This window comes from Klebsiella sp. D5A (assembly GCF_001620885.1).
Classification (GTDB): Bacteria; Pseudomonadota; Gammaproteobacteria; order Enterobacterales; family Enterobacteriaceae; genus Klebsiella; species Klebsiella variicola.
Map to the genome: position 1 here is coordinate 24,113 of NZ_LOAR01000017.1, position 18,930 is coordinate 43,042.

18 protein-coding genes are annotated in these 18,930 nt (G+C 58.4%); 15 read left to right on the top strand and 3 right to left on the bottom strand.

Annotation, left to right across the window (positions count from 1 at the left end):
* Positions 1 to 37: 37 nt before the first annotated feature.
* Positions 38 to 1,252 (bottom strand): MFS transporter, encoded by a 1,215-nt coding sequence (locus AS136_RS21515; protein ID WP_063266967.1) that lies wholly within the window; start codon positions 1,250 to 1,252, stop codon positions 38 to 40.
* Positions 1,253 to 1,268: 16 nt separating this feature from the next.
* On the opposite strand from AS136_RS21515, the gene AS136_RS21520 reads away from it, so the two are divergent.
* A complete protein-coding gene (locus AS136_RS21520) occupies positions 1,269 to 2,297 on the top strand; it encodes a LysR family transcriptional regulator (RefSeq protein WP_008805978.1) in 1,029 nt (342 codons plus the stop codon).
* 38 nt (positions 2,298 to 2,335) lie between these two features.
* Here the strand turns inward: AS136_RS21520 and rne are convergent, their stop codons facing one another.
* Positions 2,336 to 5,584: a ribonuclease E gene (rne, locus tag AS136_RS21525; protein ID WP_063266968.1), complete on the bottom strand. Its 3,249-nt coding sequence runs from the start codon at positions 5,582 to 5,584 to the stop codon at positions 2,336 to 2,338.
* Between the two features lie 699 nt (positions 5,585 to 6,283).
* Here rne and rluC point away from each other — a divergent pair.
* On the top strand, positions 6,284 to 7,237 hold the full coding sequence (rluC, locus tag AS136_RS21530; protein ID WP_012542245.1) for a 23S rRNA pseudouridine(955/2504/2580) synthase RluC: 954 nt from the start codon (positions 6,284 to 6,286) through the stop codon (positions 7,235 to 7,237).
* 37 nt (positions 7,238 to 7,274) lie between these two features.
* Here rluC and AS136_RS21535 read toward each other — a convergent pair whose 3' ends face one another.
* Positions 7,275 to 7,859, bottom strand: a complete 585-nt coding sequence (locus tag AS136_RS21535; protein WP_008805982.1) for a Maf family protein — start codon at positions 7,857 to 7,859, stop codon at positions 7,275 to 7,277.
* Between the two features lie 141 nt (positions 7,860 to 8,000).
* On the opposite strand from AS136_RS21535, the gene yceD reads away from it, so the two are divergent.
* The 13 genes from yceD to AS136_RS21600 all read left to right on the top strand — a co-directional run bounded on the left by yceD (position 8,001) and on the right by AS136_RS21600 (position 18,887).
* The gene (gene yceD, locus AS136_RS21540) at positions 8,001 to 8,522 is read left to right on the top strand and encodes a 23S rRNA accumulation protein YceD (protein ID WP_008805983.1); all 522 of its coding nucleotides are present in this window, start codon (positions 8,001 to 8,003) and stop codon (positions 8,520 to 8,522) included.
* Positions 8,523 to 8,538: 16 nt separating this feature from the next.
* Positions 8,539 to 8,712, top strand: a complete 174-nt coding sequence (gene rpmF, locus AS136_RS21545) for a 50S ribosomal protein L32 (RefSeq protein ID WP_000290724.1) — start codon at positions 8,539 to 8,541, stop codon at positions 8,710 to 8,712.
* Between the two features lie 203 nt (positions 8,713 to 8,915).
* On the top strand, positions 8,916 to 10,013 hold the full coding sequence (plsX, locus tag AS136_RS21550) for a phosphate acyltransferase PlsX (protein ID WP_012542244.1): 1,098 nt from the start codon (positions 8,916 to 8,918) through the stop codon (positions 10,011 to 10,013).
* A 54-nt stretch (positions 10,014 to 10,067) separates the two neighbouring features.
* Positions 10,068 to 11,021 (top strand): beta-ketoacyl-ACP synthase III, encoded by a 954-nt coding sequence (locus tag AS136_RS21555; RefSeq protein ID WP_008805985.1) that lies wholly within the window; start codon positions 10,068 to 10,070, stop codon positions 11,019 to 11,021.
* A gap of 15 nt (positions 11,022 to 11,036) precedes the next feature.
* The gene (gene fabD, locus AS136_RS21560) at positions 11,037 to 11,966 is read left to right on the top strand and encodes an ACP S-malonyltransferase (RefSeq protein WP_012542242.1); all 930 of its coding nucleotides are present in this window, start codon (positions 11,037 to 11,039) and stop codon (positions 11,964 to 11,966) included.
* A gap of 12 nt (positions 11,967 to 11,978) precedes the next feature.
* Positions 11,979 to 12,713: a 3-oxoacyl-ACP reductase FabG gene (gene fabG / locus AS136_RS21565; RefSeq protein ID WP_002899294.1), complete on the top strand. Its 735-nt coding sequence runs from the start codon at positions 11,979 to 11,981 to the stop codon at positions 12,711 to 12,713.
* Positions 12,714 to 12,923: 210 nt separating this feature from the next.
* Positions 12,924 to 13,160 carry an acyl carrier protein gene (acpP, locus tag AS136_RS21570; protein WP_000103754.1) on the top strand — a complete coding sequence of 79 codons (237 nt, stop codon included), beginning with the start codon at positions 12,924 to 12,926 and terminating at the stop codon, positions 13,158 to 13,160.
* An 89-nt stretch (positions 13,161 to 13,249) separates the two neighbouring features.
* The gene (gene fabF / locus AS136_RS21575; protein ID WP_012542241.1) at positions 13,250 to 14,491 is read left to right on the top strand and encodes a beta-ketoacyl-ACP synthase II; all 1,242 of its coding nucleotides are present in this window, start codon (positions 13,250 to 13,252) and stop codon (positions 14,489 to 14,491) included.
* A 125-nt stretch (positions 14,492 to 14,616) separates the two neighbouring features.
* Positions 14,617 to 15,426 carry an aminodeoxychorismate lyase gene (gene pabC, locus AS136_RS21580; protein ID WP_063266969.1) on the top strand — a complete coding sequence of 270 codons (810 nt, stop codon included), beginning with the start codon at positions 14,617 to 14,619 and terminating at the stop codon, positions 15,424 to 15,426.
* Between the two features lies 1 nt (position 15,427).
* Positions 15,428 to 16,450, top strand: coding sequence for a cell division protein YceG (gene yceG, locus AS136_RS21585; protein WP_063266970.1), 1,023 nt, complete (start codon positions 15,428 to 15,430; stop codon positions 16,448 to 16,450).
* The gene (gene tmk, locus AS136_RS21590; RefSeq protein ID WP_008805990.1) at positions 16,440 to 17,081 is read left to right on the top strand and encodes a dTMP kinase; all 642 of its coding nucleotides are present in this window, start codon (positions 16,440 to 16,442) and stop codon (positions 17,079 to 17,081) included. The genes yceG and tmk overlap by 11 nt, the downstream gene beginning before the upstream one ends.
* Positions 17,078 to 18,082 (top strand): DNA polymerase III subunit delta', encoded by a 1,005-nt coding sequence (gene holB / locus AS136_RS21595; protein WP_012968571.1) that lies wholly within the window; start codon positions 17,078 to 17,080, stop codon positions 18,080 to 18,082. Before tmk ends, holB begins: the two co-directional genes overlap by 4 nt.
* 10 nt (positions 18,083 to 18,092) lie before the next feature.
* Positions 18,093 to 18,887 carry a metal-dependent hydrolase gene (locus AS136_RS21600; protein WP_008805992.1) on the top strand — a complete coding sequence of 265 codons (795 nt, stop codon included), beginning with the start codon at positions 18,093 to 18,095 and terminating at the stop codon, positions 18,885 to 18,887.
* Positions 18,888 to 18,930 lie beyond the last annotated feature (43 nt).

Genomic DNA, 18,930 nt, shown 5'->3' on the forward strand with positions numbered 1-18,930 from the left:
GAGGAAACCCGCTTCGCTCAGGCGAAGCGGGTTTTTTTTATGATGTGCGGCGTTCGGCTGCGATGAGGCGCGCATTCTCCAGCAGGCGGATCGCCAGGGCAATTGCCCCGCTGACGACGGCGAGGGTGACCACTCCGTTCCAGCCGGCCAGCACGTACAGCTTGCTGCCCAGCACCGACCCCAGCGACATCCCGATAAAGACCACGGTGAACAGCAGAGCGTTCAGGCGGCCACGGGCCTGCGGCTCCAGGCTGTAAACCAGGTTCTGATGTGCCACCAGGCTTGACTGCAGGCCGAGATCGAAGCCAATAGCCGAGAGAGCAATCAGCGCCAGCTGGCCATGCAGAGGGAGCAGCGGCAGCATAAACATCAGGGCGAAGGAGAGGGTGACCAGCGCCGCGCCCATCTGAGTCACTTTACCGGCGCCAAACTTATCGGCCAGTCCGCCGGCCAGCGGTGCCGCCAGCGCCCCGGCGGCACCGGCGATACCAAAGCCACCCGCTACTGCGCTCCCCATGTGATAGTGTTCTGAGAGCATCACCGCCAGCGTCGACCAGAAAGCGCTAAAGGCGACAGAGAGCGCCCCTTGAGCCAGCGCAGCGCGGCGTAACGCCGGATAACGCAGCCACAGATGCGCCATTGAGGCCATCAGCTGCGGATAGCTCAGCGTCGAGTGAATGGCGAAGCGCGGCAGGACCCGCCACATCACCAGGCCAATCAGCGCCACGCTGACTGCAGCCGCCTGATACATCACCCGCCAGCCGAATACGGCGCCCACTACGCCGCTGACCGTCCTGGAAAGCAGGATCCCCAGCAGCAGCCCGGTCATCACCGTGCCCACCATTTTTCCCTGCTTGCCTGCCGGAGCGAGGATCGCCGCCGCCGGGACGATATCCTGCGCCATGGTGGCCGCCATACCGATCAGCAGACTGACCACCAGCAGTGAGGAGAGCTGGCCGGTAAGGCTGCACAGGAACAGCAGGATCGCCAGCATTGCGCTCTTCAGCAGGATCAGCCGGCGGCGATCGTGACGGTCGCCGAGCGGGAGCAGGAAGAGAATGCCGAGCGCGTAGCCAGCCTGCGTCAGGGTAGGAACCAGCCCCATCCCTTCTACCGACAGATGGAGGTTGGCGCCCATCAGCGGCAGTAGCGGCTGCGCATAATAGATAGAGGCGACGCTAAAGCCGGCGCCGAGCGCGAGAATGAAGATAATCCAGCCTGCGTCGCGGGTGGAAAGGGAAGTCGGTGTCATGATCGGTACCTCATAGATGCGATGGCGCTATTTTTCCCTGAATGCAGCTGGCGCGGTAGCCGGGCTGGTGGTAAAACGGTTATACGTAGCACGTATAGGCAAAAGAAAAATGAAAAGACAGGAGCGTATAGACCGCATTGAGCTGATGCGCACCTATATTCGTATTATAGAGGCCGGCTCACTCTCCGCCGCCGCGGGGCAGATGGATACCACCCAGGCAACCGTCAGCCGCCGCCTGCAGTCCCTGGAAGGACTGCTGGGGGTGAAGTTGATCCTGCGCACCACTCATGCGATGAAGCTCACTGACGATGGCGAACGCTGTTATCGCCATGCCCGTCAGGTCGTGGACGCCTGGCTGGCGCTGGAGGATGATCTGCGTATTGCTGACGATCAGCCCGTGGGGGTGCTGCGGGTACGGGCGCCCCATGCTTTTGGCCAGCAACAGCTGCTGGCGCCGCTGGTCGCATTTCTGCAGCGTCATCCGCAACTGTCGGTCGAGTGGATGCTGAATGATAATACCGTCGACTTTCTCAGCGATAATATCGACTGCGCCATCCGCGTGGGCGCGGAGGTGGATCCGGCCACGGTATCCGTGCTGCTGGCGGAAGTGCCGCGCTGCGTGGTGGCTTCCCCTGAACTCCTGGCGAAGTACCCGCCGTTAACCTCGCTGGAGGCGCTATCCGGCCTGCCGTGGATCGCCATTAATACCTTTTATCAGCATGAGGTACGGCTCCGGCATCTGGAAAGTGGGCAAATCGTCTCGACGGCCATCACCCCCTGCCTGAGCACTGACAGCCTGTACGTCGCGCGAAATACCGCGCTGGCGGGGCTGGGAGTGGCGATGGTGTCCAGCTGGACGGTCGTGGAGGATATTGCCGCCGGACGGCTGATTGAGCTGTTCCCACAGTGGCGCCCCGCCTCGCTACCGGTTCATCTGGTTTATCCCTGGGCGCGCTATTATCCGACACGCCTGCGTAAGTTCCTTGACCTGATGCGGGAGATCATGCCGGATCTGGCCGGGATGCAGCGTCCGCAAAGCGCATAAAAAAACCGGCCAGAGGCCGGTTTTTTTATTAAGCACGCTTATTCGACGGGCTGTGGGCGGGTCGGTTCTGCGGTGGCTTTACGCGTCGCACTATGACCACCGGCGGCGCCTTTACCTTCAAAAGCGAACGGCGGGCGCACCCAGGTGCTGTGGCGCGGCGCTTCCGGGACATAGTCCGGAGCAGGCGCCCGGGTCATCGGCGCGGTAGCATGGCGATCGCCAGCCACAACCACGGGTTTGCTTACCGGCGTTTCAGCTTTGACCGGTTCGGCAGGGGCTGTTGGGGCGGCTTCGGTCACCGGTGCTTCCACCACGGTTTCCGTGGCCGGAACGATGGTTTCCACTGGCGCTTCAACGACAGGCGCCGTTTCCACCACTTCAGGTTCAACCGTGACCGGCTCGGCGTCGATCGTCACTGGCGCAATAGCCTGAGGCGCTTCGACAGCTGGCGCTTCGACCGGCGCTGGCTCGACAGCGGCTGGCTCGACAATTTCCGGAGTATCAACGATAACCGGCTCGGCGGCTACGACAGGTTCGACGACCACCGGCTCAGCGGTAACGGGCTCCATGGTCGCCGGCTCGACGGTAACTGGCGCGGCAGTGACGGTTTCAACCACGGCAACCGGTGTCGCAATAGCTTCGACGGCTTCAATGGCGCTGGTGTCCTGAACCGGAACCTCTTCCGGCTGCTGGTCCTGCGGACGAACGACCGGGTAGCGGATCCAGACTTTACCGGAAGCCATCTCCGGCGAGGCGCAGGCGACGGTCAGCGGCATCGGCGACTGGGTCGGATAGCGTTCGTCACGATAGCGACGACGGCGCTGACCGCTCACGCGCAGATGACGCGGGGAACGACGAGAGCGGCGCGGCATACCGTTCGCTTCACGGGATTCGCCGTTTTCATCGTGTTCCACTACGTTTTCCACTACCGCCGGCAGTTCGGCTTTCACCGGCTCGCTGCGCGGGGTGGCGACTTCAGCCACAACGGTCTCAGGCGCGATCTCGGCAGTCTGCTCGGCAACGGCTGACTCAATGCGTACTTTCTGGGAGAGCTGACGCGGTTTACGACGCGGCAGAGTCTGCACACGCTCTTCCTGCTCAGTCTCCTGTACTTCCGGCTCTTCACGCGTCTGCACCTTGGCTTCCTGCTGCGCCTGACGTTTATCGTCATTGCGGCGGCGGGAGCGTTCGCGGCGCGGCTGCTGCTCGTCGCGGGATTTGGCTTTGTCCGCGTCATCGCCGACGGTCTGGCGAGCGTCACGCGCTTCTACGTTTTGCGGCTGCTTTTCGCGACGATTGCGACGGTTTTCTTCACGCGATTCGCGCGGCTCACGACCCTCGGCATTGTCCGCACGGGTGTCGCGATTGTCACGGTTATCGCGGTTGTCACGATTGTCACGATTGTCGCGGTTATCACGGCGATCGTTGCGGTCGTTGCGATCGCGGCGGTTGTTGCTCCGCGGTTTACGGCGCTCCTGCTGACGCTCCGGTTTTTCTTCCGCTTTCTTCTCGACCGGAACTTCAACCGGTTTGGCTTCTTCAGTGCCAGAGAAGATATTTTTCAGCGCGCTGAAGAAGCGTGAGAGCAGTCCCGGCTGGGCCGGCGCGGCGGCCGCGACCGGGGCAGCGGCGACCGCAGGGGCAGCCACAGGCTCTTCCAGCATCGGTGCCGGTGGGGCGTCAGGCATCACAAAGGCAGCCAGCGCAGGCTGCTCCGGACGTTTACGTTCTGCTGGCTCCTCGTCACCAGGCAGCGCCATCTCTTCTTCATGCAGCTTCGGCAGCAGATAGCTCAGCGTTGAGGTCTCTTCACCTTTACGCACGCGCAGGACGGAGTAGTGCGGCGTCTGCATCTCGTCGTTTGGCACGATAATGACGCGGACATCGCCCTGACGGGATTCGATTGCGCTCACTGCGGCACGTTTTTCGTTCAGCAGATAAGAGGCGATCGGTACCGGAACGATGGCGTGGACTTCTTTGGTGTTCTCTTTCAGCGCTTCTTCTTCAATCAGACGCAGAATAGAGAGCGACAGCGACTCGTTATCACGCACGGTACCGGTGCCGGAGCAGCGCGGGCAGACGTGATGGCTGGATTCGCCCAGCGACGGGCTCAGGCGCTGGCGAGACATCTCCAGCAGGCCGAAGCGCGAAATATGACTAATCTGAATGCGCGCGCGGTCCTGACGAACGGCTTCACGCAGACGGTTTTCCACCGCACGCTGGTGGCGAACCGGGGTCATATCGATGAAGTCGATAACGATCAAGCCGCCGAGGTCGCGCAGACGCAGCTGGCGGGCAATCTCGTCAGCCGCTTCAAGGTTGGTATTGAAGGCTGTCTCTTCGATATCGCCGCCGCGAGTGGCGCGGGCGGAGTTGATATCGATCGCGGTCAGCGCTTCGGTGCTGTCGATAACGATAGACCCACCGGAAGGCAGGCGCACTTCACGCTGGAAGGCGGACTCAATTTGCGATTCAATCTGATAATGGCTGAACAGCGGGATTTCACCGGTGTACAGTTTGATTTTGCTGCTGAAATCCGGACGACCCAGTGCGGCGATATGCTGGCGCGCCAGCTCGAGCACTTTCGGGTTATCGATCAGGATTTCGCCGATGTCCTGGCGCAGATAATCGCGGAATGCGCGGACAATCACGTTGCTTTCCTGGTGGATCAGGAACGGCGCCGGACGGCTTTCCGCGGCTTTCTGAATCGCTTCCCAGTGCTTCAGGCGGAAGCTCAGGTCCCACTGCAGGGCTTCGGCAGATTTGCCGACGCCAGCGGTGCGAACGATAAGACCCATGCCGTCCGGAAGCTCCAGGCTCGCCAGCGCTTCTTTCAGTTCAGTGCGGTCGTCGCCCTCGATACGGCGGGAAATTCCCCCCGCGCGCGGGTTGTTCGGCATCAGGACCAGATAGCTGCCTGCCAGGCTGATAAAGGTGGTGAGCGCAGCGCCTTTGTTGCCGCGTTCTTCTTTATCAATCTGCACGATAACTTCCTGACCTTCACGCAGCACGTCTTTGATATTAGGACGACCGTGCGCATTGTAGTTAGCGGGGAAGTATTCGCGGGCGATTTCTTTGAGGGGGAGGAAACCATGACGCTCGGCGCCGTAATCGACAAACGCGGCTTCAAGGCTAGGTTCAATGCGGGTGATTTTGCCTTTGTAGATGTTCGCTTTTTTCTGTTCGTGCCCGGGGCTTTCGATATCCAGGTCGTACAGGCGCTGCCCATCAACAAGGGCGACGCGCAACTCTTCCTGCTGAGTTGCGTTGATTAACATTCTTTTCATCGTAACTTACTCATTATTCTTACATTGACGACTAAGCTGCGGGCAGAGTAATGCCTTTCCGGGGGAAAACCGATGGCCTCGTGTCTGGTTCACGTCGCCAACCTCACGGTTGTCGCGCGCTTAAGAGGCGCAGAGTGTCGGTCGCCTGTGTTTCAAACGGAAACACAGCGCAATTATTCAGGGGAACAGCCTGGGATGTATCACCAGAGAATATTCCATTTATACTCGTCGTCTTTCGCGTTGCAGGCATGGTGGCTTAACCTGCTCACCTCGATCAAAGGATCCAGATGAGCTCCCGGGAGTCCCGGAGTTGACGCCTTCCTGCGACTTGAAATCCATAGAGCCTGTACCGGTAAGGACTGCAACCCGCAGCCCGCTAACTGTCTGAAAGATCACAACGTCTTACGCCATTGCTGCGTGGGCGATCGGTCAGACAAAATTGGTCATTCCGCTAATGTCTTGTTCTAACAAGATGCAATACGGAAAACGGTCTCATTATTCCATTGCTAACCTTGTTATAGCAAGTTGACTTTCACCTTTTATCACCCGGTTACTCACAGTTTTATCACCTGCCCATACAGATTGTTCTAATAACAAACAAAATGGCGGTCAGGTAAACCGTGAAAACAGGATAATGATAAATATAAGCATATAAAAATGAGTGGCGCTAATGCGTCCGGCTATTTAGAATCGCGCACCATGAAAACTGAGACCCCAACCGTAAAAATGGTTGCCATTGCTGCTGATGAAGCGGGGCAACGTATCGACAACTTTTTGCGTACCCAATTGAAAGGTGTACCGAAGAGCATGATTTATCGCATCCTGCGTAAAGGCGAGGTGCGGGTAAACAAAAAGCGCGTGAAGCCGGAGTATAAGCTGGAAGCGGGTGATGAAGTCCGTATCCCGCCGGTGCGCGTGGCGGAGCGTGAAGAAGAGGCGGTATCGCCGCATCTGCAGAAAGTGGCCGCGCTCTCTGAGGTGATCCTCTATGAAGACGATCATATTCTGGTACTCAACAAACCTTCCGGTACTGCGGTACACGGCGGCAGCGGACTGAGCTTTGGCGTGATTGAAGGGCTGCGCGCCCTGCGCCCGGAGGCACGTTTCCTTGAGCTGGTGCATCGTCTCGACCGCGATACCTCCGGCGTGCTGCTGGTGGCGAAAAAGCGCTCGGCGCTGCGTTCGCTGCACGAGCAGCTGCGCGATAAAGGCATGCAGAAAGACTACCTGGCGCTGGTGCGCGGCCAGTGGCAGTCGCATACCAAAGTGGTCCAGGCCCCGCTGTTGAAGAATATTCTGCAGAGTGGGGAGCGTATCGTTCGCGTGAGTCAGGAAGGCAAGCCGTCGGAGACGCGCTTTAAAGTGGAAGAGCGTTACGAATTCGCCACGCTGGTGCGCTGCAGCCCGGTCACCGGCCGCACGCATCAGATCCGCGTTCATACCCAGTATGCCGGGCATCCTATCGCTTTTGACGATCGCTATGGCGACCGCGAGTTCGACAAGCAGCTGTCCGGTACCGGCTTAAACCGCCTGTTCCTGCACGCGGCGGCGCTGAAGTTTACCCACCCGGGGAGCGGGGAGGTGATGCGCGTTGAGGCGCCGCTGGATAACCAGCTGAAGCACTGTTTACAGGTGCTACGTAAGAGCAAATAAGCGCAACGGCGGAATCAGTTCCGCCGTTTTTTTTGCTTTAACCTAACAGCGGATTGTTATTCTCGCGGCGCAGCATCTGACAGAGCGCGATTAAGGGTAAACCGACCAGAGTGTTCGGGTCGCGGCCTTCCAGTCGTTCAAATAGCGTAATCCCTAACCCCTCGCTCTTGAAACTCCCGGCGCATTGCAGCGGGTTCTCTTTGCGGACGTAGCCTTCAATCTCTTTATCGCTGAGATGGCGAAAGTGAACGTCAAAGGGCTCGCATTCGGTTTGCAGATGGCCGGTGGCGGAGTTGTATAGCGCCAGACCGGTATAAAAGGTGACGATGGTCCCGCTGGCCTTTCGCAACTGCCGGCGGGCATTTTCTTCGGTGTGCGGTTTGCCGGTGATTTCACCGTCTAATACGCAAACCTGATCGGAGCCTATAATAAGGTGGTGCGGATAGCGGGAGGCCAGGCTTTGCGCTTTGGCTTGCGCCAGTCGGGCGACAAGCTGACGCGCGGATTCTTCCGGCAGCGGCGTTTCGTCAACGTCAGGCGCGGCACATTCAAACGGTAACCCCAGTTTTTCCAGCAGCATGCGCCGCCAGGGAGAGGTTGACGCGAGGATAAGTTCAGACATATTTTTTCATCCACATATAGCGCTTCGCAGAGCATCATCTTAAACTATGCGCCGCAATGTGTGCGAATAAATGGCAAAAGGCAACCTGAGGCTGCCTTTTTCTTTGACTCTATGACATTACAAAGTTAATATGCGCGCCCTATGCAAAAGGTAAAATTACCCCTGACTCTTGATCCGGTCCGCACGGCTCAAAAACGCCTTGATTACGAAGGCATCTATGCCCGCGATCAGGTTGAACGTGTAGCCGATTCTGTAGTCAGCGTGGACAGCGATGTGGAATGCAGCATGTCGTTCGCTATCGATAACCAGCGTCTCGCCGTCATTACTGGCGATGCAAAGGTAACGGTAACCCTCGAATGCCAGCGTTGCGGGAAACCGTTCCCTCATCACGTCCACACCACGTATTGTTTTAGCCCCGTCAGAAATGACGAACAGGCCGAAGCACTACCGGAAGCGTATGAGCCGATTGAGGTTAACGAATTCGGTGAAATCGACCTGCAGGCAATGGTCGAGGATGAAATTATCCTCTCCCTGCCCGTAGTTCCGGTGCATGATTCTGAACACTGTGAAGTGTCCGACGCGGACATGGTCTTTGGCGAACTGCCTGAAGAGGCACAAAAACCAAACCCATTTGCCGTATTAGCCAGCTTAAAGCGTAAGTAATTGAGGAGTAAGGTCCATGGCCGTACAACAGAATAAACCAACCCGTTCCAAACGTGGCATGCGTCGTTCCCATGACGCGCTGACCGCAGTCACCAGCCTGTCTGTAGACAAAACTTCTGGTGAGAAACACCTGCGTCACCACATCACTGCCGACGGTTTCTACCGCGGTCGCAAGGTTATCGCTAAGTAATCACGCGATACTCGCAGGATTTCCCGTTGCAGGCCATGGCGGGCGTGTGCGTCCCTGGACATTCGGTTAACCCGATCACCAGGGGCATCAATGCCCGAATTGTTGCGTCTGCAGCGTGAACATTCGCGAGTGCCAGCGTGATGAAGCTTAGTGAGGACTCCCCGGGCAACTGGGGAATCACCGAACCGGGCAGCGACGATACCTTGACACGTCTAACCCTGGCGTTAGATGTCATGGGGGGCGATTTTGGCCCATCCGTGACGGTGCCTGCAGCACTGCAGGCACTGAACTCTAATTCGCAACTCACACTTCTTTTAGTCGGCGACCCCGACGCCATCACGCCACTACTTGCCAAAGCTGACTTCGAACAACGTTCGCGTCTGCAGATTATTCCTGCGCAGTCAGTTATTGCCAGTGATGCGCGACCCGCACAGGCTATCCGCAGCAGTCGCGGAAGCTCAATGCGCGTGGCGCTGGAGCTTGTGAAAGAAGGGCGGGCGGAAGCCTGCGTCAGCGCCGGCAACACCGGCGCGCTGATGGGACTGGCGAAACTGTTGCTCAAACCGATCGAAGGTATTGAGCGGCCGGCGCTGGTGACGGTTCTGCCGCACCAGCAGAAGGGCAAAACCGTGGTGCTGGATCTCGGCGCCAACGTCGATTGCGACAGCACGATGCTGGTGCAGTTCGCCGTCATGGGCGCGGTGCTGGCGGAGGAAGTGGTTGGCATGACCAACCCGCGCGTCGCCTTGCTGAATATCGGCGAAGAAGAGATGAAAGGCCTCAGCAGCATTCGCGATGCTGCCGCAGTGCTGAAAACGCTGCCTTCCCTCAACTACATCGGCTATCTTGAAGCCAATGAACTGTTGACCGGAAAAACCGATGTGCTGGTTTGTGATGGATTCACGGGCAACGTCACATTAAAAACCATGGAAGGTGTTGTCAGAATGTTCCTTTCACTGCTGAAATCTCAGGGAGAGGGCAAAAAACGGTCGTGGTGGCTGCTGTTATTAAAACGTTGGTTACAAAAAAGCCTGGCGAGGCGATTCAGTCACCTCAACCCCGACCAGTATAATGGCGCCTGTCTGTTAGGATTGCGCGGTTCCGTGATCAAGAGTCATGGTGCTGCCAATCAACGCGCCTTTAGCGTCGCGATAGAGCAGGCAGTGCAGGCGGTGCAGCGGCAAATTCCTCAACGGATCGCCGCGCGCCTGGAATCTTTATACCCAGCTGGTTTCGCGCTGCCGGAAAGCGACAGTGACGTGAACTCCCGACAGCAAAGCGGGACGAATGGCCACGATTGACGCCGCGGCAGGTTGAAAGAGGCGGGTATATTACCCAAGAGTGACTGAGCGTACATGTATACGAAGATTATTGGTACCGGCAGCTATCTGCCCGAGCAAGTGCGTACAAACGCCGACCTGGAAAAAATGGTAGAGACCTCTGACGAGTGGATTGTCACCCGCACAGGTATCCGTGAGCGTCGTATTGCCGCAGCGCATGAAACAGTTGCTACGATGGGCTTTGAAGCCGCAAAGCAGGCGCTGGCGATGGCGGGCGTGTCCGCGGAGCAGATTGGTCTGATTATCGTTGCGACCACCTCCGGCACGCACGCGTTTCCGAGTTCGGCATGCCAGATCCAGTCTATGCTGGGCGTTAAGGGTTGCCCGGCGTTTGATGTCGCGGCCGCCTGCGCCGGTTTCACCTATGCGCTGAGCGTCGCCGATCAGTACGTGAAGAACGGCGCGGTGGATTATGCGCTGGTGATTGGCGCCGATGTGCTGGCGCGTACTTGCGATCCCACCGATCGCGGCACGATCATTATTTTCGGTGACGGCGCGGGCGCGGTAGTGCTTGGCGCGTCTGAAGAGCCAGGCATTATCTCGACGCATCTGCATGCTGACGGCAGCTATGGCGAACTGCTGACCCTGCCGAACGCCGATCGCGTCGATCCGGAAAACCCGATCTATCTGACGATGGCCGGCAATGAAGTCTTCAAAGTGGCGGTCACCGAGCTGGCGCACATCGTTGATGAGACGCTGGCAGCGAATAATCTTGAACGTTCAGCGCTGGACTGGCTGGTGCCGCACCAGGCAAACCTGCGTATTATCAGCGCGACGGCGAAGAAACTGGGCATGTCGATGGATAACGTCGTTGTGACCCTCGACCGCCATGGCAACACCTCCGCGGCGTCAGTCCCTTGCGCGCTGGATGAAGCCGTTCGCGATGGCCGTATCCAACGCGGTCAGTTGATTCTGCTGGAAGCCTTTGGTGGCGGTTTCACCTGGGGTTCCGCGCTGGTTCGTTTTTAGTATAAGGATTTAAACATGACGCAATTTGCTTTTGTGTTCCCGGGACAAGGTTCCCAGGCCGTAGGCATGCTGGCCGATATGGCTGCCACCTGGCCGGTGATTGAAGAGACCTTCGGTGAAGCGTCCGCAGCGTTGGGTTACGATCTGTGGGCGCTGGCTCAACAGGGCCCGGCAGAAGAACTGAATAAAACCTGGCAGACTCAGCCGGCGCTGCTGACCGCCTCCGTGGCGCTATACCGCGTCTGGCAGCAGCAGGGCGGCAAAGCGCCGACCCTGCTGGCGGGCCACAGCCTCGGCGAATACTCCGCGCTGGTTTGCGCAGGGGTTATCGGTTTCGCTGATGCCGTTCGTCTGGTTGAACTGCGCGGGAAATTCATGCAGGAAGCCGTACCGGAAGGTACCGGCGCCATGTCCGCGATTATCGGCCTGGATGACGCTTCTATCGCCAAAGCCTGTGAAGAATCGGCCGAAGGGCAGGTTGTCTCTCCGGTGAACTACAATTCCCCGGGCCAGGTGGTTATCGCCGGGCATAAAGAGGCCGTTGAACGCGCTGGCGCCGCTTGTAAAGCCGCCGGCGCCAAACGCGCGCTGCCGCTGCCGGTGAGCGTGCCGTCCCACTGCGCGCTGATGAAGCCAGCTGCAGAAAAACTGGCGCTGGAGTTGCAGAAAATCACCTTCAACGCGCCGACGATTCCGGTAGTGAATAACGTCGACGTGAAATGCGAAACCACGCCGGACGCCATTCGCGACGCGCTGGTACGCCAGCTGTACAGCCCGGTCCAGTGGACCAAAACCGTTGAGTTTATGGCGGCGCAGGGCGTAACGCATCTGTATGAAGTTGGCCCGGGTAAAGTCCTCACCGGCCTGACCAAACGTATTGTTGACACCCTGACCGCTTCCGCGCTTAACGAGCCGGCGGCGATGTCTGCGGCGCTTGAGCAATAAAAGAGGAAAACCATGAGTTTTGAAGGAAAAATCGCGCTGGTTACCGGTGCAAGCCGCGGTATTGGCCGTGCAATCGCTGAAACGCTCGTCGCTCGTGGCGCGAAAGTTATCGGTACTGCGACCAGCGAAAGCGGCGCGCAGGCCATCAGCGACTATTTAGGCGCCAACGGTAAAGGTCTGATGTTGAATGTGACCGACCCGGCATCTATTGAATCTGTTCTGGAAAATGTGCGCGCAGAGTTTGGCGAAGTGGATATCCTGGTGAATAATGCCGGGATCACTCGCGACAATCTGTTGATGCGCATGAAAGATGACGAGTGGAACGATATTATCGAAACCAACCTGTCATCGGTTTTCCGTCTGTCAAAAGCGGTAATGCGCGCTATGATGAAAAAGCGTCATGGACGTATTATCACTATCGGTTCTGTGGTTGGTACCATGGGAAATGCGGGTCAGGCCAACTACGCTGCGGCGAAAGCGGGTCTGATCGGCTTCAGTAAATCACTGGCGCGTGAAGTTGCGTCCCGCGGTATTACTGTAAACGTTGTTGCTCCGGGCTTTATTGAAACGGACATGACGCGTGCGCTGACCGATGAGCAGCGTGCGGGTACGCTGGCGGCAGTTCCTGCGGGGCGCCTTGGCACCCCAAATGAAATCGCCAGCGCGGTTGCATTTTTAGCCTCTGACGAAGCAAGTTACATCACTGGTGAAACGCTGCACGTCAACGGCGGAATGTACATGGTCTGACCGAGATTTGTGCAAAACGTTCAGGAACCGCGCACTTCGCACGGTTCCCTGTGCGGTTTTGTGCGAAAAGATTTGCGTTCTTAGGGCAAACGGCCTCAAAATAGCGCAAAATCGTGGTAAGACCTGCCGGGATTTAGTTGCAAATTTTTCAACATTTTATACACTACGAAAACCATCGCGAAAGCGAGTTTTGATAGGAAATTTAAGAGTATGAGCACTATCGAAGAACGCGTTAAGAAAATTATCGGCGAGCAGCTGGGCGTTAAGCAGGAAGAAGTTACCAACAATGCTTCCTTCGTTGAAGACCTGGGCGCTGATTCTCTTGACACCGTTGAGCTGGTAATGGCTCTGGAAGAAGAGTTTGATACTGAGATTCCGGACGAAGAAGCTGAGAAAATCACCACCGTTCAGGCTGCCATTGATTACATCAACGGCCACCAGGCGTAAGTGAACATCTCCAGGCGGTCATTCGACCGCCTGAGTTTTATCTTTTTATTGTCCCACAAGAATCTATTTTCCCTCCCTGGAGGACAAACGTGTCTAAGCGTCGTGTAGTTGTGACCGGACTGGGCATGTTGTCTCCTGTCGGCAATACCGTAGAGTCTACCTGGAAAGCTCTCCTTGCCGGTCAGAGTGGCATCAGCCTGATCGACCATTTCGATACTAGCGCCTATGCAACGAAATTTGCTGGCTTAGTAAAGGATTTTAACTGTGATGACATTATCTCGCGCAAAGAACAGCGCAAGATGGATGCCTTCATTCAATATGGAATTGTCGCTGGCGTTCAGGCCATGCAGGATTCTGGCCTTGAAGTGACGGAAGAGAATGCAACCCGTATTGGCGCCGCTATCGGCTCCGGTATTGGCGGTCTCGGCTTGATCGAAGAAAACCACAGTTCGCTGGTTAACGGCGGACCGCGTAAGATCAGCCCATTCTTCGTTCCTTCCACAATTGTTAACATGGTGGCCGGGCATCTGACCATCATGTTTGGTCTGCGTGGGCCAAGCATCTCTATCGCGACCGCGTGTACTTCAGGCGTGCACAACATCGGCCAGGCCGCGCGCATCATCGCCTATGGCGATGCCGATGCGATGGTGGCAGGCGGTGCGGAAAAAGCCAGTACCCCGCTTGGCGTGGGCGGCTTCGGCGCGGCGCGTGCGCTCTCCACGCGCAATGACAACCCGCAGGCGGCGAGCCGTCCGTGGGATAAAGATCGCGACGGCTTCGTGCTGGGCGACGGCGCGGGTATGGTGGTGCTGGAAGAGTACGAGCATGCTAAAAAACGCGGTGCCAAAATCTACGCCGAGATCGTTGGCTTCGGCATGAGCAGCGATGCTTACCACATGACGTCACCGCCGGAAGATGGCGCAGGCGCCGCGCTGGCGATGGTGAATGCCATTCGCGATGCGGGCATCGAACCGGGCCAGATTGGCTACGTCAACGCCCACGGCACCTCGACGCCGGCGGGCGATAAAGCAGAAGCGCAGGCCGTTAAGTCAGTCTTCGGTGATGCGGCGAGCCGCGTCATGGTGAGCTCCACCAAATCCATGACCGGGCACCTGCTGGGCGCGGCAGGGGCCGTAGAGTCGATCTACTCTATCCTGGCGCTGCGCGACCAGGCGGTTCCGCCGACGATCAACCTCGACAACCCGGATGAGGGCTGCGACCTCGATTTCGTGCCACACGAAGCGCGTCAGGTTTCCGGTATGGAGTACACCCTGTGCAACTCCTTCGGTTTTGGCGGCACTAACGGTTCGCTGATCTTCAAAAAAGTGTGACAGGGCTTGCCCCGGTACTGCTTTAACAAAAGGCCCGTTCGTCGGGCCTTTTTTATTCGGCTTTCTCCGCTTGTCCTCTGCTCCGTGTCCTGAGACACTCACCGACCAGTGAAAAGGAGTCCTTTATGTTCTTGATAAATGGCGTTGAACAGGACACGCTGGCGGCGAACGATCGCGCCGCCCAGTTTGGCGACGGCTGTTTTACCACCGCCCGCATCCAGCAGGGGCAGGTTGCGCTACTGGACGCCCATCTGCAGCGTTTGCAGACAACCTGTGAAAAATTACAAATACCATTTCACGACTGGCTGACGCTGAGCGAAGAGATGCAACGTCTGGCGCGGCCGCACGCGCAGGGCGTGTTGAAGGTGATCCTCACCCGCGGCGTTGGGGGAAGGGGATACAGTACGGCGGGCTGCGTGTCGCCCACCCGCATTCTCAGTGTCTCTCCATTCCCGGCGCATTATGCGCGCTGGCGGGAGGAGGGCATTACCCTGACCCAGAGCCCGGTGCCCCTGGGGCGCAACCCGTGGCTTGCCGGACTGAAGCATCTTAATCGCCTTGAGCAGGTACTGATCCGCTCTCATCTTGAGCAGACGGACGCCGATGAGGCGCTGGTCCTTGACAGTGACGGGTGGCTTACGGAATGCTGTGCCGCGAATTTATTCTGGCGTCAGGGACGGGATGTATTTACTCCGCGGCTCGATTACGCCGGGGTCAACGGCATTATGCGGCAGCGCTGTATCGCACAGCTGGCACCATCGGCGTTTCGCGTTGTCGAAGTGACAGCGCGTCCTAAGGTATTGCGTGAAGCCGATGAAGTGCTGATCTGCAATGCGCTGATGCCGCTGGTGCCGGTTCGTCGCTGGGAGGAGACCGTCTGGTCCTCGCGCGAGCTTTACCATTTTTTAGCCCCTTTGTGTGAGCTGTCTGGTTAGTATGAAGAAAATGTTACGTTTTATTCTGCTGTTAGTGGTGGTGCTGGGCATCGCCGCGGCGGCAGGCATGTGGAAAGTACGCCAGCTGGCGGACAGCAAGCTGCTGATTAAAGAAGAGACCATTTTCACCCTGGAGCCCGGTACCGGCCGTCTGGCGCTGGGCCAGGATCTTTATCGCGAGAAGGTGATCAACCGCCCGCGCGTTTTCCAGTGGCTGCTGCGGGTGGAACCTGAGCTGTCTCACTTCAAAGCCGGGACCTATCGCTTCACGCCGCAGATGACGGTGCGCGAGATGCTGCAGCTGCTGGCCAGCGGTAAAGAGGCGCAGTTTCCGCTGCGCTTTGTCGAAGGTATGCGCGTCAGCGACTACCTGCGCCAGCTGCGCGATGCCCCGTACGTGAAGCACACTCTCGAGGATGATAGCTACGCGACGGTGGCTAAGACGTTAGGTCTTGAGCATGCCGACTGGGTGGAGGGCTGGTTCTGGCCGGATACCTGGATGTACACCGCCAATACCAGCGATATCGCCATCCTCAAGCGCGCGCATCAGAAAATGGTCGCCGAAGTGGCGAAGATCTGGGAAGGACGGATGGACAATCTGCCCTATGCCGATCAGAACCAGCTGTTGACCATGGCCTCGATTATTGAGAAAGAGACCGCGGTGGCGGAAGAGCGCGACCGCGTCGCGTCGGTATTTATCAATCGCCTGCGCATCGGTATGCGCTTACAGACCGATCCGACCGTGATCTACGGGATGGGCGAGGGGTATACTGGTAAGTTAACGCGTAAGGATCTCGAGACGCCGACCGCATACAACACTTATACCATCAGCGGCCTGCCGCCTGGTCCTATCGCAGTGCCGGGCGAGGCGTCGCTGAAGGCGGCCGCCCATCCGGCGAAAACGTCATACCTCTATTTTGTCGCCGACGGGAAAGGGGGCCATACGTTTACCACAAACCTGGTCAGTCATAACCGTGCGGTGCAGGACTATCTGAAAGTACTTAAGGAAAAAAATGCGCAGTAACTATATCGTCATCGAGGGGCTGGAGGGCGCCGGGAAGACCACCGCACGTCAGCTGGTGGTGGAGACGCTGCAGTCGGCAGGTATTCACGATATGGTGTTTACCCGCGAGCCGGGGGGCACTGTCCTTGCCGAAAAACTGCGTAGCCTGGTGCTGGATATCCAGTCCACGGGTGATGAGGTCATTAATGATAAAGCGGAAGTGCTGATGTTTTACGCGGCGCGCGTCCAGCTGGTGGAGACCGTGATTAAGCCCGCGCTGGCCCGCGGCCAGTGGGTGATCGGCGATCGTCACGATCTGTCGACTCAGGCTTATCAGGGCGGCGGCCGGGGAATCGACCGTACGATGCTGGCGACGCTGCGCGACGCGGTACTCGGCGATTTCCGCCCCAATCTGACGCTGTACCTCGACGTCACGCCGGAAGTGGGGCTGCAGCGCGCCCGGGCCCGCGGCGAACTGGATCGCATTGAGCAGGAGTCCATGAACTTCTTCAATCGCACCCGCGCGCGCTACCTTGAGCTGGCCGCTGCAGACCCGTCGATCCGTACGGTTGACGCGACCCAGCCGCTCGACGCCGTCGCTCGCGACATACGCGCCACAATCGCCCAGTGGATGGCGGAGCAACCGGCATGAAATGGTATCCGTGGCTGCGCCCGTCGTTCGAGCAACTGGTCGGAAGCTATCAGGCCGGACGAGGCCACCACGCCTTGCTGTTACAGTCTCTGAGCGGGATGGGCGGTGAGGCGTTGATTTACGCGCTGTGCCGCTTCCTGATGTGCCGCCAGCCCGAAGGACATAAAAGCTGCGGCCGCTGCCATAGTTGCCAGCTGATGCAGGCCGGCACACATCCCGATTACTATCCGCTGATCCCCGAAAAGGGCAAGAGTGCGCTGGGCATTGATGCGGTGCGCGATGTCAATGAAAAGCTCTATGAGCGCGCGCGCCTCGGTGGGGCGAAAGTGGTGTGGATTAGCGATGCCGCTTTGCTGACCGATGCCGCCGCCAACGCGTTGCTGAAAACGCTGGAGGAGCCGCCGGAGAATACCTGGTTCTTCCTCGCCTGCCAGGAGCCGGCGCGTCTGCTGACGACTCTGCGCAGCCGTTGTCGCCTGCACCACCTGGCGCCGCCGTCGGAGTCTTATGCCCTGGCCTGGCTGGAGCGAGAGGTGAACCTGCCGCAGGAGTCGCTGTTGACCGCGTTGCGTCTGTGCGCCAGCGCGCCGGCCGCGGCGCTCGAACTATTACAGGAACCGCAGTGGACGGCGCGGCAGCAGCTGTGTCAGGCGCTGGCGGCCACCCTGGCGAGTGGTGACTGGCTGGCATTGCTGCCGATACTCAATCATGAACAGGCGGCGGTTCGCCTGCACTGGCTGGCATCGCTGCTGGTCGATGCGCAAAAACGACAGCAGGGGATTGCCCTGGTGAGTAACCCGGACGTCTGGCCGCTGCTGGAGCAGCTGGCGCACAGCCTGCCCGCCGCCCGGCTGCAGGCGATCGCCCATGACGTCTGTACCTGCCGTGAGCAATTGCTGAACGTCGTCGGCGTCAACCGCGAACTGCTGCTCACCGAGCGCCTGCTGCGCTGGGAACATTACCTGCAACCCGGGACGGTTTTACCCGTATCCCACCTCTGAGTGAGACATTATGTTTTTAGTCGACTCCCACTGCCATCTTGATGGTCTGGATTATCAAACTCTGCACAAAAACGTCGACGACGTGCTGGCAAAAGCGGCCGCACGCGATGTGAAATTCTGCCTGGCGGTCGCCACGACCTTGCCCGGCTACCGCAGTATGCGTGAGCTGGTGGGGACGCGTGACAACGTCGTCTTCTCCTGCGGCGTGCATCCGTTAAACCAGGACGAAGCCTACGAGGTGGAGACCCTGCGCACGCTGGCGGCGGAAGAGGGCGTTGTGGCGATGGGGGAGACCGGTCTGGATTATTTTTATACCCCGGAAACCAAAGCCCAGCAGCAAACCTCGTTTCGCGACCACATACGCATTGGCCGCGAGCTGAATAAGCCGGTGATCGTCCACACCCGTGACGCGCGCGCCGATACCCTGGCCATTTTACGCGAAGAAAAGGTGACGGATTGCGGTGGCGTACTACACTGTTTCACTGAGGACAGGGAGACAGCGGGTAAATTGCTCGACATGGGGTTCTATATCTCGTTTTCCGGTATCGTCACTTTTCGTAACGCCGAGCAGCTGCGCGATGCGGCGCGCTATGTTCCGCTGGATCGCCTGCTGGTGGAGACCGATTCGCCGTACCTGGCGCCAGTCCCCCATCGCGGCAAAGAGAACCAGCCGGCGCTGGTCCGTGACGTTGCGGAATACATGGCGGTACTGAAAGGCGTGTCGCTGGAGCAACTGGCCCAGCAGACCACCGATAATTTTGCCACTCTGTTCCATATTGACCCCGCCCGCTTACAACCTGCTTGATCTGCTTATTATTTTAAGGCTCGTAATTAATAACCAAAGCGAG